At 61.2% G+C, this 15,038-nt stretch carries 10 protein-coding genes and 1 pseudogene; 9 read left to right on the top strand and 2 right to left on the bottom strand.

The annotated features are described in order from the left end of the window. From ATB98_RS02515 to ATB98_RS02490, 6 genes and pseudogenes are all read left to right on the top strand, one after another. Positions 1–663: a conjugal transfer protein TrbF gene (locus tag ATB98_RS02515; protein WP_066868605.1), complete on the top strand. Its 663-nt coding sequence runs from the start codon at positions 1–3 to the stop codon at positions 661–663. 11 nt (positions 664–674) lie between these two features. Further along, a complete protein-coding gene (gene trbG / locus ATB98_RS02510; RefSeq protein WP_066868655.1) occupies positions 675–1,511 on the top strand; it encodes a P-type conjugative transfer protein TrbG in 837 nt (278 codons plus the stop codon). Further along, positions 1,511–1,963, top strand: a complete 453-nt coding sequence (gene trbH / locus ATB98_RS02505; protein ID WP_066868603.1) for a conjugal transfer protein TrbH — start codon at positions 1,511–1,513, stop codon at positions 1,961–1,963. The genes trbG and trbH overlap by 1 nt, the downstream gene beginning before the upstream one ends. A gap of 10 nt (positions 1,964–1,973) precedes the next feature. Then, the gene (gene trbI / locus ATB98_RS02500; RefSeq protein ID WP_066868602.1) at positions 1,974–3,275 is read left to right on the top strand and encodes an IncP-type conjugal transfer protein TrbI; all 1,302 of its coding nucleotides are present in this window, start codon (positions 1,974–1,976) and stop codon (positions 3,273–3,275) included. Between the two features lie 203 nt (positions 3,276–3,478). Beyond that, a pseudogene (locus ATB98_RS02495) lies at positions 3,479–3,883 on the top strand (aminotransferase class III-fold pyridoxal phosphate-dependent enzyme); the annotation flags it as partial. A gap of 2 nt (positions 3,884–3,885) precedes the next feature. Then, positions 3,886–4,872 (top strand): beta-ketoacyl-ACP synthase III, encoded by a 987-nt coding sequence (locus ATB98_RS02490; protein ID WP_066868599.1) that lies wholly within the window; start codon positions 3,886–3,888, stop codon positions 4,870–4,872. Here ATB98_RS02490 and ATB98_RS02485 read toward each other — a convergent pair. After that, entirely contained in the window at positions 4,859–7,519 is a 2,661-nt protein-coding gene (locus tag ATB98_RS02485) for a methyl-accepting chemotaxis protein (RefSeq protein WP_234781849.1), read from the bottom strand. The two genes, ATB98_RS02490 and ATB98_RS02485, sit on opposite strands and share 14 nt — an antisense overlap. Positions 7,520–7,761: 242 nt before the next feature. Between ATB98_RS02485 and ATB98_RS02480 the strand changes: the two genes are divergently transcribed. Together ATB98_RS02480 and ATB98_RS28670 are read left to right on the top strand one after the other, a co-directional pair. Next, the gene (locus ATB98_RS02480; protein ID WP_066868597.1) at positions 7,762–9,756 is read left to right on the top strand and encodes a DNA/RNA non-specific endonuclease; all 1,995 of its coding nucleotides are present in this window, start codon (positions 7,762–7,764) and stop codon (positions 9,754–9,756) included. 603 nt (positions 9,757–10,359) lie between these two features. Further along, positions 10,360–10,944 carry a hypothetical protein gene (locus tag ATB98_RS28670; RefSeq protein WP_153435511.1) on the top strand — a complete coding sequence of 195 codons (585 nt, stop codon included), beginning with the start codon at positions 10,360–10,362 and terminating at the stop codon, positions 10,942–10,944. Between the two features lie 68 nt (positions 10,945–11,012). On the opposite strand, the gene ATB98_RS02470 is transcribed toward ATB98_RS28670, so the two are convergent. After that, entirely contained in the window at positions 11,013–13,487 is a 2,475-nt protein-coding gene (locus tag ATB98_RS02470; RefSeq protein WP_066868653.1) for a sensor domain-containing protein, read from the bottom strand. Positions 13,488–13,795: 308 nt separating this feature from the next. On the opposite strand from ATB98_RS02470, the gene ATB98_RS02465 reads away from it, so the two are divergent. After that, positions 13,796–14,242: a transposase gene (locus tag ATB98_RS02465; RefSeq protein WP_066868587.1), complete on the top strand. Its 447-nt coding sequence runs from the start codon at positions 13,796–13,798 to the stop codon at positions 14,240–14,242. The last annotated feature ends 796 nt before the right edge of the window (positions 14,243–15,038 follow it).

Genomic DNA, 15,038 nt, shown 5'->3' with positions numbered 1-15,038 from the left:
ATGGCCGGATCAACCCCGCCCGCTAATCCGTACATTGCTGCCCGCAACGAATGGACCGAGCGCTACGGCTCCTATGTGAAGGCTGCCGCGGCCTGGCGCATCGTCGGCCTGACCGGCATGCTGATGGCCGTCATCGGCTTTTCCTATGCGCTTTACCAGAGCACGCAAGTGAAGCTCATCCCCTATATCGTCGAGGTCGACAAGCTCGGGACGGCGGCCAATGCCGGTTTCCCTGAGCAGATCGAATATGCCGATCCGCGGGTGGTGCGCGCCACGCTTGGCAGCTTCGTGACGAACTTCCGGTCGGTCACACCGGATGCGGTGGTGCAGAAGCAGTATATCGATCGGACCTATGCGCTGCTCAGAACCAACGATCCGGCGACCGAGAAGGTCAACAGCTGGTTCCGCGGCAATTCTCCGTTCGAGAAGGCGAAGACTGCGACGGTCGCGATCGAGGTGAACAACATTGTGGCACTGTCGAAACAATCCTACCAGATCGATTGGACCGAATATGAGCGCGACCGCAAGGGTAAGGAAACCGGTGTAAGACGCTTCCGCGGTGTCGCCACCGTGACGCTCAATCCGCCGCAGGATGAAAGCGTCATTCGTCTCAACCCCCTTGGTCTCTACCTGCGTGACTTCGACTGGACCGCGCAGCTTTGAAAGGCATGCCGATGAATGCGACTACGAACACAGCCCTCGAACGGGCACTGCTATCTGCTGCCCTGGCGCTCGCCATCCTCCCTCCGGCTGCTTTCGCGCAGTCGATGAGCGCCAACGAGACCAAGGGCGCAACGATCTCGAACCAGTGGCGAGCGGGCAGGGGACTCGTCACCAAGGGCGCCGACGGCAAGGTGATCTTCCTGTTCGGGGAGATCCAGCCGTCGGTGGTCTGCTCACCGCTCCAGGTCTGCGATATCGAGCTCCAGGCCGGGGAAGTGGTCCGCGACGTGCTCGTCGGCGACATGGTGCGATGGAAGGTGGAGCCGGCGACGTCGGGTGCGGTCGGAGGCCAGGCAATCCACCTGATCGTCAAGCCGTCCGAACCAGGGCTCATCACCTCGATGGTGGTGACCACCTCACGGCGCACCTATCACATTCAGCTGAAATCCAACGCCACGCAGTATATGGCACGCGTCGGCTTCGAATATCCGGAAGACGTCTCGTCAAAGCTTGCCGACATCAATGCGCGGCTTGAGGCAAGCACGATTCCCGGCGCAAACGTGCCGGCCGAGAAGCTGAACTTCGGCTATTCGGTCTCGGGCAGGGCGAGCTGGCGGCCGACAAGGGTCTATAGCGATGGCGCCAAGACCTATATCCAGTTCCCGCGCTCGCTCGCCGGCCAGGATGCGCCGGTGCTCTTCGTCGTCTCCGGCGGCGAAAACCGCATCGTCAACTATCGCATGAAGAGCGGAATGATGGTGGTCGACTACAATATCGACCGCGCCGTCCTCGTTTCTGGCGTCGGCTGGAAGCAGCAGAAGGTGACGATCAGGCGGGGAGGGCGGTGATGCGCGTCGGATCCCTCCTTCTGCAAGCCTTCGCGGCTGCCGCCGTCGTGATGACTTCCGGGTGCCAGGCAACCGGTCCCGAGGACCTGGTCGCCAGCAATGCTCCGGCGGAAATCTCAGGACCGGCGGCAAGCGCCATTGCCGGTGACATGGTGAGCCGTTTTGCGGAGCAGATCGGCCCGGGAAAGGCAACAGTTGCGCTGAAGCCCGATGGCTCGCCGTTCGGCCAGGCGCTGGAGGCGGCGCTCAAAGGCTGGGGCTATTCTGTTGTCACCGACCAGAAGACTGATGACAAGGCAAAACTGGTGGCAATCGCCTATGCGCTGCAGCCCTATGAGGACCAGGTGCTCGCCCGGCTCTCCACCGCGACGGTCGACATCGGACGCGCCTACACGGTAACGGAAGCCGGCGCCACGCCGGCAAGCCCGCTGTCGGTGATGCGGAAAGGGTGAGGAGAGAGCCATGACGCAGTCGATTCAACTGGGTGGGGCCGCCCACAGTCAGGCGAGACCGATGCAGCGGATCAACCGCCTGCCCGTGATTGTCGTGATCGGGTTTGTCGTCGTGTTCCTGGCGGTGATCTTCTTCGGTCTGACGAACCGCGGTCTGTTCTTCGGCAAGGACCAGGGGCTCGATCAGACCACCGGTAATCCCGCATCGACTTATGCCGATCAACTCAAGCAGGGTGTGACGGACGGCATCATCGGCGAGCCGGAGAAGGCCCAGAACTTCCAGCCGACTCCCGTCGAGACCAAGAAGGAAGAAGCAACTCCGTTTGCGGAACAGCCAAAGATGGCGGAAGACCAGACCCCGAACAGGGAGGACGCTACCGATGACGAATGGCGTGCGCGCCTCCAGCGCGAACAGGAAGAGCAATATCTGCGCGAGCGCTACCGGCAGCGCATGGTGCGACTGCAGGCGAACGCCGCAGCCTTCGATGCGCCGCTTGCGATCGACCGCAGCAAGCTTGAGGCGAAGGCACAAAATACCGGTGCAAAGGACTCCTCATCAACGACGACCGCGGGCGCGCAGACGTCGGCCGCGGATCTCTATGCCGCAGCCCTCAGAAACGGCCTGCCCGGACAGGACGTGGATCAGAACGGGCAGGCGTCCAAGGAGGACTTCTTTAATGCCGACATCAGGGAGCTCGGCTATCTCTCGAACCGGGTCGTGCCGCAGCTCTCTCCCTATGAGCTCAAGCGGGGTTCGGTCATTCCTGCAACATTGATCACCGGGATCAACAGCGATCTGCCGGGTCGCATCACCGCCCAGGTCGGCCAGAATGTGTATGACAGCGCCACCGGACATCGCTTGCTGATTCCCCAGGGGGCAAAGCTCTTCGGACGCTACGACAGCAAGGTGTCCTTTGGTCAAAGCCGGGTGCTCGTCGTCTGGACGGACCTGATCTTCCCGAATGGTTCAACGCTGCAGATCGGCGGCATGGCCGGCACGGATGCTCAAGGCTATGGCGGCTTCCACGACAAGGTGAACAACCACTATTTCAGGACCTTCGGTTCGGCGGCGCTTATCGCGCTGATCGGAACGGGGATCGATGCGTCGATGCCGGACAGCGCGACGCTGGCAACCCAGGAAACCGCGTCCGATGCAGCACGACGGAACTTCGCGGAGAGCTTTGGCCGCGTCGCCGAGCAGACGATCAGTCGAAACCTCAATGTCCAGCCAACGCTTGAGATCAGACCGGGTTACAAGTTCAACATCCTGGTCGACCAGGATATTATCTTTCCAGGCACCTACCGGAATTAGCAATGAGCGTCGTTGTAACGGGCGATTTGCCAAAGCCCGCCCAGCAAAGATAATTCATCTCGAGATGGTCTTCGAGGCAATGCCGAGACCCTCGCACCCTATGCCCGATGGATTGATGCCGCCGAACGGTGCGGCTTGGGATGACAGCCGCCGGTGTTGATGCCGACCGTGCCCTATTCCAGCGCCTCCGCGACGCGCCAGACCGCCAGACCCGCAGGTACGCGACATGCACCATATCCAATCCGATCGCCTGCGCCGCCGCCGTCGCCAATCTCGATATCTGGCGCAACGAGCCGGTGCTCGAGCGGATCGAAAGTCTTGAGGCCATGCACCGAAAGAACCTGGCGCGGTTTGAAGGCGACGACCGCTTTACCAATATGCGCCAGATGGGAACGATCGCGGCGCTCGACCTCGTCGTGCCATCCGGCGGCTACCTTGCCGAGGTCGGTCCGCGCATGCGCCGGCTGTTTCGCGAGCGCGGTCTGCTTATCCGTCCGCTCGGCAATGTCATCTACCTGATGCCGCCCTATTGTGTGACCGCGGATGAGCTCGGGCTTGCCTATGACGCCATCGACGAGGTGGCCTCCATCGTTCTCGGGAAGGCATGACGATGCGGACACGATCCTCTCGCCTGGCCGGGTTCGGGCACGCCGTGCCGGCACGCTGCGTCGACAATGCCGAGATCGAAGCGCGTTTCGGGCTTGAGGTAGGTTGGATCGAGCGCCGGACCGGGATTCGAACGCGCCACTGGGCTGAAGAGGGAGATACGCTGAGCGGCCTTGCCGCTGAGGCCGGCCGCATGGCGCTCGACAATGCCGGTATCGCGCGAAGCGAAATCGCGCTGACACTGCTCGCCACCTCGACGCCGGATCATCTTCTGCCGCCGTCGGCGCCGCTCCTTGCACACAGGCTGGGCCTCGAACGATCCGGGGCGATTGATCTCGCCGGCGCCTGTTCGGGTTTTCTCTATGCGCTGACGCTCGCCGACGGTTTCGTCCGCGCCCACGGCCGCGCCGTTCTCGTCGTCGCCGCCAATATTTTAAGTCGCCGCATCAATCCCGCCGAGCGGGCGAGTGCAGTGCTCTTTGCCGACGCCGCCGGCGCGGTCGTGCTTGCGCCATGCGGGGACCGGCAGCGCGGCCTCCTCTCCGCCGATCTCGTATCGGATGGGAGCGGCTACGATCTGATCCACATACCGGGTGGCGGCAGCAGTCGGCCCTTTGCCAGCGGTACTCCTGCAGAGGATTTCCTGATGACGATGCGCGATGGCCGCGAGGTGTTCTCCCGTGCCGTCGCCCTGATGACCCGAACGTCCGAGCGCGTGCTGCAGCAGGCGGGAATTGCAGCTGCCGAGATCGACCGCTTCGTTCCGCATCAAGCCAACGCGCGCATGTTTGACGTGGTGTGCAGCAATCTTGCCATCGATCCCGGAAAGACGGTCAGGACGATCGAAACCTTTGGCAATTCCTCTGCTGCCACCATCCCGCTCTCGTTGTCGGTTGCCAACCAAAGGAAGACATTCGCTGACGGCGAGACGCTGCTTCTGACTGCAGCCGGTGCCGGCCTAGCGGGCGGAGCGGGGATTATCGTGATCTAGTCCTCGCTAAAGAGCGCTGTCCGATATTTCCGGCAAGCCGGCCGAAGGCGTCATCCCGATGAATTTCTCCCGTGGGGATGACTGCTGCTATCTCGATCTTTGCGGCTTGATCTCCTGGCCAGGTTGTATCCTGGACTAAGCCGCCTTCATCACCAAGGTCGAACCGGTCGACGAGTTCCATCAGGTAGTCCGCCTCGCCCGACAGCGTCCAGCTCGCGGCTTGTGTCTCCTCGGCCATGGCTCCGTTGCTTTGCGTCAGCTGGTCGAGCCGCGTGATCGCGACGTTCACCTCGGCGATCGATGTAGCCTGCTCCCGGCTCGACAGCGCGAGCGCCTCGATCTGGGTCGAGATCTCGAGGATGTGCTTGGAGATATCCAGCAATGCAGCACCGGTTTCGGAGACGAGGCCGGCGCCCTTGGCGACTTCGGCGGTAGAGTTGCCGATCAGCGTAGCAATCTCCCGGGCGGCCCCGGCGGACCGCTGCGCGAGTTCCCGCACCTCCTGGGCGACGACGGCAAAACCCTTGCCGGCTTCGCCGGCGCGCGCCGCCTCGATGCCCGCATTGAGCGCCAGCAGATTGATCTGGAATGCGATGTCGTCGATGACCTCGATGATGTGGCCGATATGGCTGGAGGCGGCCTCGATCCGCCCCATGGCCGCCGTGGCATTGCCCACGACGACGGTGGAGCGATCGGCGTCTTGCTTGGCCTTGGAGACCGTATTGTCGGCATTGGCCGCCTGGTCGGCTGCCCTGCGGATGGTGGCGACGATCTCATCAACGCTTGCGGTCGTCTCTTCGAGCGACGCGGCTTGCTGCTCGGTGCGACCGGAGAGCGCCTTGGCGCCCTCGGCCATCTGACGGCCGCTTCCCTGGATGACGGACGATGTCGTGCGGATGTCGAGGAGGGTTTGCCTGAGGCCCGCGACGGCGGCGTTGAAATCGGTGCGCAGCTTATCAAGCGCAGGGGCGAAGGGTGTCTCGATCGTTGAGGTCAGCCGGCCCCTTGCCATGGCGTCGAGCCCATCTGCCAGTGCGTCGACTGCAAAGGCGATTTCCTGGTCGCGGCGCGACTTCTCCGCTTCGTTGCGATCACGCTCGGCATCGGCCGCGGCGCGCTCCCGTTCGGACCGCTGTTCGAGCGCGATCTTCGCCTTCGCATTGGTCTTGAAGACGTCGAGGGCACGCGCCATCTCGCCGATCTCGTCGGCGCGATTCCGGTTAGCGACAGCCGTGTCGATGAGGCCACCGGCCAGATTGCGCATCGCCTGGGTGATCTCCCCGATCGGCCCCTTCAGCGTCAGCACCAGGGCTGCGCCGGAGACGAGAGCGATGATCACGCCGAAAACCATGGCGCCGATCGACAGCCTATTGGCATCCTGACTCTGGCGCCCGGCGGCACTCCGTTGCAGGTCGGCGAACAGCGAAAGCTGCTCGCCGATATGGTCGATCTCGTCGGCAGCGGCCTGGAATTGCTGTGTGCGCTTGCCGGTAGCGCCGACAAGTTCGACGGCGGACTGTTCAATCCGGTCAAAGGAAGTTGCGAGCTTGGTCGACTGCTCCCCGGCGAAGCCGAGATCGCCCGCGGTCGAGCTCAGCGCAAAAAGCGCGTTGCGGCATTGCGCGATGTGCGTTGCCAATGTCGACTGCTTTTCTGCGGAACGGTCGAGCATGAATTCGGCAAGTGCGATGCGCGTCAGGTAGATGGCATCGCTAAGATGGCGCGTGTCCTGCATCACGAGCCCGGCCTTGGCAACCGAGGCATTGAGCTCATCGAAGGTCTTAGACACGTCCTGCATCTTTTCGGTCGCCGCCGTCTCGAGCGGCTCCTTCAGCGCTTTGAGCTCAGCGAAGACATCCAGGATTTTCTCTAGGTTTTCCGGCGGGCGCGCCTTGTCGTCCGTGAGGGCCTTCAAGGCCCTGACGTTGGCCGAAAAGGCCTTGCCCAGCGGCCTGGATTTCTTCGGCAACGCGATCGGAAGCAGCTTCTGGTGAACCTTCAGGTCGCCCATGGCTGTGGCGAGCGCCCGATAGCCCTCGCCATCGTCCTTGCGCGCGGCAAATGCATCTCCGAGCGCGGCAACAAAGCTTATCGCCGAGAGGATCTTTTGCGCGTCACGCAGTTTCTCCTTGGCGTCGTCTTCCTGCGTGGAGATCGACTTGTCGAAGGCGGTGGCGGCGGCCAAGAGATCCGCCTGCGATGTCGAGATGACTCCCAAGGCCCCTTTGATGCCGGCTTCGAGGCGGGCTTCATCGGCATGCAGAGCCCAAAGGTCGTCCATTCGGCCGTTGATCGCAGAAAGCGCCGCGGATGCGCTTTCGAGCTCCGCCCAGCCTTCGGCCTGCGGCGTCAGGCGTGCGCCGGCAGCGTCGAGCGCGGCGCGCTGCTCGTCGAGCTTGCGGAAGACGAGCGCACGGTTTTCTTCGGTCGTCCGATCGAGAAAGCTGATCATCGCCGCATAGACATCCTTGAAGCCGCTGAGCGATGCCGCGACATCGTTGGATATCGCCATCCGGCTTTGCAAGAGCCCGGATGCGAGTATCCCCGTCACCCCGACCGCGGTGATGCTCAGGATGAAGGGCAACACCAGCAGCATCACCTTCGTTCGGATTTTGAAACGCGAGAGGAGGCGATCGACCCAGCCCATGAGAGATGTCCCGAAATTTCGTTGAGGTGGCAGCCGCGTGCGCCGCAGCATCAGCGCATCGATAGGCAGCCAGGGATAACAAATCGATAATGACGCGGCGCTCCCATGCAAATGTCACAAAACATTCATGCAAGCTAATTCGTATTACTTTTCAATCGGCTGGAGAAATCACCCCTCGGTTCGTCACGCCGTTGTTGTTTCCGTGCTGTAGTTCTTCGCCATAAGTTGAAGAGGGGCTGCCAATGGAAATCTCCAAATTTGCGGACGAACAACTGGCCGGTGAGATCGCCGCAGGCCGCGAGGCTGTGCCCGAAGTCGACCCGATGCGGTTGATCGAGCAGGTCGTCCATCGGGCGCGCGCCGGAGCCGGGGTGGATTTCGACGTCTTTGAGTCCCTGATCGGCGAAAACGATCTCGTCGAGATCAACTATCTTGAGCGCGGTTTGATGGCATCAAGGGCCGTATGCAGGATCAATGTTCCGGCACCCGTTGGCGACGGCAGTGACTGGGGGACCGGGTTCTTGATCGGGCCGCGGCTGCTGTTGACCAACAATCACGTCATCGGCTCCCCCGACGACGCCCTCAAGGCAACCGTCGAGTTTGGCTATGAACTCGACGCCGAAGGGCGGCTGAAGCGAACGACACGCTTCCGGCTTTCCCCGCAAGACGGTTTCGTCACGAGCCCGAGGGAGGCGCTCGATTACACGGTCGTTGCGATCGAGGAAAACAGCGAGGATGGCGCAACGCCAATCTCCGACTTCGGTTTCCTCCGTCTCGACGCGCGCACCGGCAAGACGGAGGTCGGCCAGTATGCGACGATCATTCAACATCCCGATGCCAAGACGAAGCGCATTTCGCTCAGAGAAAACAAGTTCGTCAAATATGGCGACGAGGCGGACCCGGCGCGCGACAACTTCCTTTGGTACTCCTCCGATACCGCGAACGGGTCGTCGGGCGCGGCCGTCTTCACGGATGCCTGGCAGGTGGTTTGCCTGCATCATGCAGGCGTTCCTGACCGCCGGCTGATCGATGGCGAGGAGCACTGGGTGCTGACCGACAAGACAACCGCGCCTGCCCGCATCGCCATCAATCTGCCCGTCGACAAAGTTCACTGGCTCGCGAATGAAGGCGTTCGCATCTCCAAGCTTATCGCCGACGTCCAGGAGAGGATAGCGGCGCCGGGCTTTGCCCGTTCCACCCTGGTCGATGGCCTTGTCGCCGATGCGACCGGCGTGAAGCCGTTTGCCGGAACGACGCCGGGAGAGAGCATCGTCGGGCCGCCCCTCGTCGCCGCACCTGCCCTCAGGCTTGTTGCTGCCGAGGCAAGACGCCGGCCGACGCGGCACACGCGCCCGGCCAATTATTTCGATGGACGCGAAGGCTATCGGTCAGATTTCCTGCCCGTCGAAATCCCGTTGCCCACACTGGGACCCAACGCACTGCGGCATGGTTCACCGGCGAAGGTCACCGGTGCAGCCGACGACGTTCTGCGCTACCAGCACTTCTCTGTGGTCCTCAACGCCAATCCCAAGCGCAAGATGGCCTTCTACACGGCCGTCAACATCGACGGTGCCCGTTGGACGAACCTGGAGCGGGGAAATGACGTGTGGTTTTACGATCCGCGCATCCCCGAGGAACTGCAAAACGGCGACGAACTCTACGGCAACGAGCCAGTGCCGTCGAAGAACTATTTCGACCGCGGCCACCTCGTGCGCCGCCTCGATCCGGTTTGGGGCGAGATCCGCGTTGCCAAGCAGGCCAATGACGACACGTTTCAGTGGACCAATTGCTCGCCGCAATATTGGGGCTTCAATCAGGGCGCCGATCTCTGGCAGGGCCTGGAAAACTTTCTGCTCTACAACACCGACGAAGAGGATGTTCAGGCTTCGGTCTTCTCCGGCCCGCTGTTTCGCTCTGACGACGAAGAGCACAGGGGAATTCTGATCCCGCAGTTTTTCTGGAAGGTGATTGCGGTCACCGACAGGAACAACAGGCTCTATACCAGCGGCTATATGGTCAGCCAGCAGGACTATGCCCTCAACCTTCCGTTCGAACGACTGCCGGTCGGGCCGAACAGCACAAAACCTGGTCAGAATTTTCAGGTTCCGGTCGCAAAGATTGTCGAAGACACCGGTATTGTCTTTGCAGACGAGATCTTGAGCGCCGACGTCTATTCCGGACCGTCAAGCGGGCGAGCATTGCGCACCGTGGCGGACATTGAGCATCTCCGGCGCTGATCATGCAAAGCCGCTCTTTGCCCCGGGCTGCATCCAAGATTTGCGGGCGCATCGTGAGGCCAAACGTCGCGAGTTGCACCGCCGGCCCGTTGATCGCCGTCGAGGATCTGTCGCCCTGGACATCACGCGGCCTTTGCAAATCTGGCACGTTCGGGAGGGACATTCGGTTTCTCGTCTGATCGCCCCCGTTCACGTCTAGAGCCCGTGCATGCCGGACCGCTGTTAAACGCGACTGATCTCGCTTGCGCCCGCCAATTAGCGCACGGTCGTGGTTCTATAACAAAATCCAATTTTTTTGGCGTGCGGGAGCGGAGCGGACTACCCGAGGGCTCACTTTTCCCTAAGCTCCGCGGTAGCATACCGCACCGAAGAAACCCCTTGGCAGCCACGAAAAACTTGGAACCCGGTTGGATCTGCATCAGAGGCGACGGCTATGCGCCATTCGCGTGAATCCGCGGGAAGTGGCGGTTGAGCGTCACAACCATCACCCCCGCGGCGGTCAAGCAGAGGAGATTTCGTGGCCTTGCCTCGTAGTAACCGGCAGTACGGCATGTCTAAAATGGCTACAGCCGAATCGCAGTCCAGGTTTCTTAAGGTGGAACGATGAAAACCGCGTGGAAATTCCTTGTTGAATTGGCGTCACGGCGACGACCGTCGGCCGTTGATGAGAATTCGACCGGGCATGGCGCTGAACCCGAGCCTCTTGAAAGCGAAGCCGAACACACGCCGGTGCGCCCGTTCGATAATTCGACGGAAGCGCCAAGCGAGGCCGGCAACCCGGCCAATCAGTCTTCCTTGGCAGTGGACAAAGAGGACGACGCCGCTGATGCCACGCAGCCAACGGACTTGCCCAATGGAGAAATCGAAACCGCTGCGCGAGATGCAGCGCCTCCTTTGCCGACGGAAGCGGCTGACGTAGCGCCACAAGGGAAGCAAAGCAAAGAGTTTCTGACGAAAACGGGGGTCGAGCGCCGAGAGCGTAAGCAGAGGCCCCGCGCCGGCGCGAAGCGCGGGGGTTTCGCAGACAAAGATCAACACGTAGAATCTTCGCGCTCCGGGGACGCCTTCCTCAATGACGTGGCCATCCTCGACAAGGAAATCCAGGAGCTGAGAACCCTCCTGGCTCAAAAGCTTCATCTGCAAAACAGACAGCTCAAGAGAATGCTTGAACGTTTCGACCTTCGTTGAAGTTCAGAGGCTCGACTTGTCGTGCTTGTCGCCTGACCGTGTCCTTGCGATGGCGTCGTTCACGCGGATTACATATGGAGGGTCTGGATGAGCTCAGGTATCCGCTCGGCGGGGAGGGGGCGTGCGAACAGATAGCCTTGCGCCTCATCAAACCCCTCTGCCTTGATGGCATCGAGCTGGGTTTCCGTCTCGACGCCCTCGACGGTCGTTGTTATCCGCAACGTGCGGCCAATTCCGGCGACCGCGCGTATGATCGCCAAAGATTCGTCGCTCATCGGCAAGTCGGAAATGAAGCTGCGATCGACCTTGATCTTGTCGAAACGAAAGCTCCTCAGATAACTAAGCGATGAATAACCGGTCCCGAAATCGTCCATGGCGAGTTTTACGCCGAGCTGACGCAGCTCCTGCAGGAGCCGGAGGTTGCTGTCGCTCCCATCGAGAAACACCGACTCGGTCACCTCGAGCTGCAAGCGTGAGGGGGCCAACCCGGTTTCGCCCAGTATGTTGCGAACGTCGGATGCGAGCCGCCGGTTCCTGAACTGCAGAGGGGACAAGTTCACGGCCACGCTGACATGCGGTTGCCACTTGGTCGCCTCCTTGCATGCTTGCCTCAGAACCCAGTCTCCGAGCGGAGCAATCAGCCCCGTCTCTTCGGCGATCGGGATGAACTCGGCTGGAGACACCGGCCCCATCTCTGGATGCGTCCATCGCACGAGCGCCTCGCAGGTCGTGATCCTGCCCGTAGGTAGGTGTACCAGCGGCTGGTAGTGGACCTCCAGCTCGCCCTTCTCGAGCGCGCGGCGAAGGGACACCTTCATCTGCTGTTTTGCTTGGAGATCAGCGTCCATACCGGGCTCATACTCCACGTACGTGCCGCGCCCGCCGGCTTTGGCTTGCTCGAGCGCAATGTCGGCAGCCTGGATAAGGTCATCAAGTGGCTGGTCAGCCATCCGGGCAGCCACCCCGCCGACGATGAGGCCAAGATCCACCTGCGTTCCTGTGAGTTCGTACGGCACTTGAAGGACATCGATAAACTGCTGGGCTAGGCAGCGCGCTTCGTCACTGCCCGTGATGCCGGTGCGCAAGACGACGAATTCGTCGCCACCGAAGCGGCAGAGCATGTCGGATTGCTTGACAGAATTTCCGAGCCGCGCAGCCACGCGGCGCAGCAGCAGGTCGCCCGTGGTGCGACCGTAGGCGTCGTTGATCGCTTTCAGATTATCGAGAACAAGACAGAACACTGCGATTTTGGTGCCCGGCGCGATCTTCTCGGCAAGCCGTGCGAACTCCTCGCGGAGAAACTGGCGATTTGGCAATCCGGTCAGTGCATCGTGTCGGGCCATGTGGTGGATTTGCTTCTGTGCCAGCAGCCGTTCCTCTTCCGCTTTGCGGCGTTCCGTGATGTCGAGGGCAATGCCGACATAGCCGAGAAATCTACCATCCGAAGCAAAGCGCGGCTGCCCGATATCAATGACCCAGGCCAAGCTGCCGTCAGCGCGCCGAAGACGATATTCCACCCGCACCGGCTTTTGCCGGCGCAAGGCTGCGTCAAATCCGCATTCGACCTTTTGACGATCCTCGCGGTGAACGGCCTCCGCCCATCCGAAACCTTTGGCCTGCTCGGCGGTCTGTCCGGTCGTCTCGAGCCAAAGTCGGCTGTGGTAAGTGGCAGCGCCGCTTGCATCCGTCACCCAGATCATCACCGGCGCGTCGTCGGCGATTGCCCTGAAACGAGACTCGCTCTCCTGAAGGGCCTCCCACGCTTTGCGGCGATCGTCGACATTTTCGAGAATCCCGTACCAGCGCACGATCGTGCCGTCTTGCGCTTTTCGTGCAGCAGCACGGTTGCGAAACCAACGATAGCAACCCTCTGCGGTCGCCAGGCGGAACTCGACGTCGAGCGGCTCGCCGGTGATAAGCGATCTCGACCACAGCCGCTGCACGTCATCGAGGTCGTCGGGATGTATTGCCTCCGCCCGCTTCAGCGCATCGGCGGCTTCGAAGCCGGTGATGTCTTTCCAGCGCGGACCTACTTCGAGAACCTCGCCGGACGGACTTGCCGTCCACGGCACCTGGGGATGCAGCTCGACCAAAGAGCGATAGTGCTCTTCACTGTTGCGCAGCTCGGTCTCGGCCTTGCGACAGGCAGTGACGTCCTGGATCGTCGCGACGACAAGCCTCTCCTTCGAGCCTCCACCGGCGAGTTCGACACGACGTTTTTGTGTCACAAGGTTTCTAACCGTGCCATCCGACAGGGTGATGTCTTCCTCGACGGAGAGAGCGGTACCCGTCCTGAGAACCTCCTTGTCCATCTCGCGAATGCGATTGGCCTCTGCGCCGGGCAAGATGTCGCTGTCGCTGCGGCCAATGAGATCCCTGCGCGCCCTCCCGACCAGGGCATATGCAGCGGTGTTCAGGAAGCGGAAGCGAGACAGCTCGTCCTTGATGATAATCGGCTGGGGGATCGCATCGAGAATGGTCTCGAACTCGTGGTCAAACAAGGTCATCTGCTCCGGCGACTTGAGTTGCGTCTTTTCCGTCATGTCTACGACAATCATTTTCAGGCATGTTGGCGGGAGTGGCTCTGAGGCCCCGTGGCGGAACACCACCGACTGCAGCGAAGGTGCCCATCCGCGCCTTGTCAACATGCTAAGGTAGCAACCGTGAACAAGAAATAAGCAAGTGTGCCTTTTCCAGACAAAGCCCGGCCGGGGCATGCGTGAACCAAGCGCCATCCCTCGACAGCCTCGTGCCGGGCGCTGAAAGACCATGCAAAAAGTCGGAGTTTGACCATCGTGCCCACTCTGGTGTTCACTGGACCAGGAAAGACGCTCATTAAAGGGAACATAGGATGGCGGACGAGAGTAACTTAGGCCCGGTGACTGCGGATCCAGAGGCAGTCACCGATGTGAAAATACCAACGGCCAAGAAGGCGAAGTCGCCACGGCGCCAAAAGGCGGTCGCTGAAGCGGCGCCGTCAAAGACGGCGGCCAAACCGAGGCGGTATAGCGAACAAGAGAGAAACGAGAAGCTCCAGCTCATCGAGACGCAAGTCAGCGAAGGCAAAGGCACACTGAAGGACGCCATCAAGGGCGCCGGCATTTCGGAGCAAACCTACTATCAGTGGAAAAAAACTGCCAAGCCCGTGGAGCAAAAGGCCGAGAAGCCTGTTGCGACCGGCGACGAATTCGCGGATCTCGTAGCGCTCGAAGAGGAAAACCAGAGGCTCCGCAAGCTTTTGGCGGAAAAGTTGCGGGCGGAAAATGCAGACCTGCGCAAGAGGCTCGGTCTGGATTGACCAAGTTATCCGAGGGGATGAAGAACTGACTCCCATCCCCTTCGGCCTGATGGAGCGGCGTCACCAGACGATTGCTAACGCTAGAGCGGATGACCGGCAAGGAATTCCCGGTCGACATCGCGACGAGTCCCTCAAGAGCGACGCCGAGATCGATCTCGTTCGGCATCTCCGGGACGAGGCGTTTCCGCCGACACCGGGCCGGGACCCGCGCTGAACAAGCATAGCCTCTCTTCCCAAGTTCGATGTTCTCCATGCGGGCGTGCGCGGGGATCCGCGAGATGCCGTGACTCTTTCTGGCATTGGACCAGATCTCAGCCGTCATATTCTTCCTACAGGCTGAACAGGCAGTATGGACCGACGAAGGCGATCGCATCACCTCATTTTCAAGCCAATCGGAAATCTTGACGGACCCACTGCATCTCGCACCGCCGACTGCGATGCCGTTTTAACCCTTTTTAACCGTCCCGAAGGCTCGAGTTAACCGCGGGCATGACACCAACGGCGCAGCTTTTCTCTCTCACCGTCGGTGACCGAGATCAGCAATCGTCTCCAAAACGGGTCATCGCTCATGGCTTTCACCGCTCCTAGGAACCGTTCGACCTACCTGTCTCGCATTGAGGCCCATCCCAGAACACGCGCGCGCCTAAAGAGAAATTGTCGTTTCCTGGTAAGGCTCGTCTATCCTGCAAAGGCCTTACGAAACTTGACGGTAATCAGTCGCCCGTGAACTATCCGCACGTCTTTGATAGTGCGATATAATTTCGGTTTTCTGCGGCACGGTGTTGCAAGAAAAGCG

The organism is Sinorhizobium saheli, assembly GCF_001651875.1.
GTDB lineage: Bacteria > Pseudomonadota > Alphaproteobacteria > Rhizobiales > Rhizobiaceae > Sinorhizobium > Sinorhizobium saheli.
Note: the sequence above shows the minus strand (reverse complement) of the source record. Positions and strands in the feature narration are given on the sequence as shown.

Coding starts and splice junctions, on each gene's coding strand:
- ATB98_RS02515 (WP_066868605.1), top strand. CDS start 1: ATGGCCGGATCAACCCCGCCCGCTAATCCGTACATTGCTGCCCGCAAC.
- trbG (WP_066868655.1), top strand. CDS start 675: ATGAATGCGACTACGAACACAGCCCTCGAACGGGCACTGCTATCTGCT.
- trbH (WP_066868603.1), top strand. CDS start 1,511: ATGCGCGTCGGATCCCTCCTTCTGCAAGCCTTCGCGGCTGCCGCCGTC.
- trbI (WP_066868602.1), top strand. CDS start 1,974: ATGACGCAGTCGATTCAACTGGGTGGGGCCGCCCACAGTCAGGCGAGA.
- ATB98_RS02490 (WP_066868599.1), top strand. CDS start 3,886: ATGCGGACACGATCCTCTCGCCTGGCCGGGTTCGGGCACGCCGTGCCG.
- ATB98_RS02485 (WP_234781849.1), bottom strand. CDS start 7,519: ATGGGCTGGGTCGATCGCCTCCTCTCGCGTTTCAAAATCCGAACGAAG.
- ATB98_RS02480 (WP_066868597.1), top strand. CDS start 7,762: ATGGAAATCTCCAAATTTGCGGACGAACAACTGGCCGGTGAGATCGCC.
- ATB98_RS28670 (WP_153435511.1), top strand. CDS start 10,360: ATGAAAACCGCGTGGAAATTCCTTGTTGAATTGGCGTCACGGCGACGA.
- ATB98_RS02470 (WP_066868653.1), bottom strand. CDS start 13,487: ATGACGGAAAAGACGCAACTCAAGTCGCCGGAGCAGATGACCTTGTTT.
- ATB98_RS02465 (WP_066868587.1), top strand. CDS start 13,796: ATGGCGGACGAGAGTAACTTAGGCCCGGTGACTGCGGATCCAGAGGCA.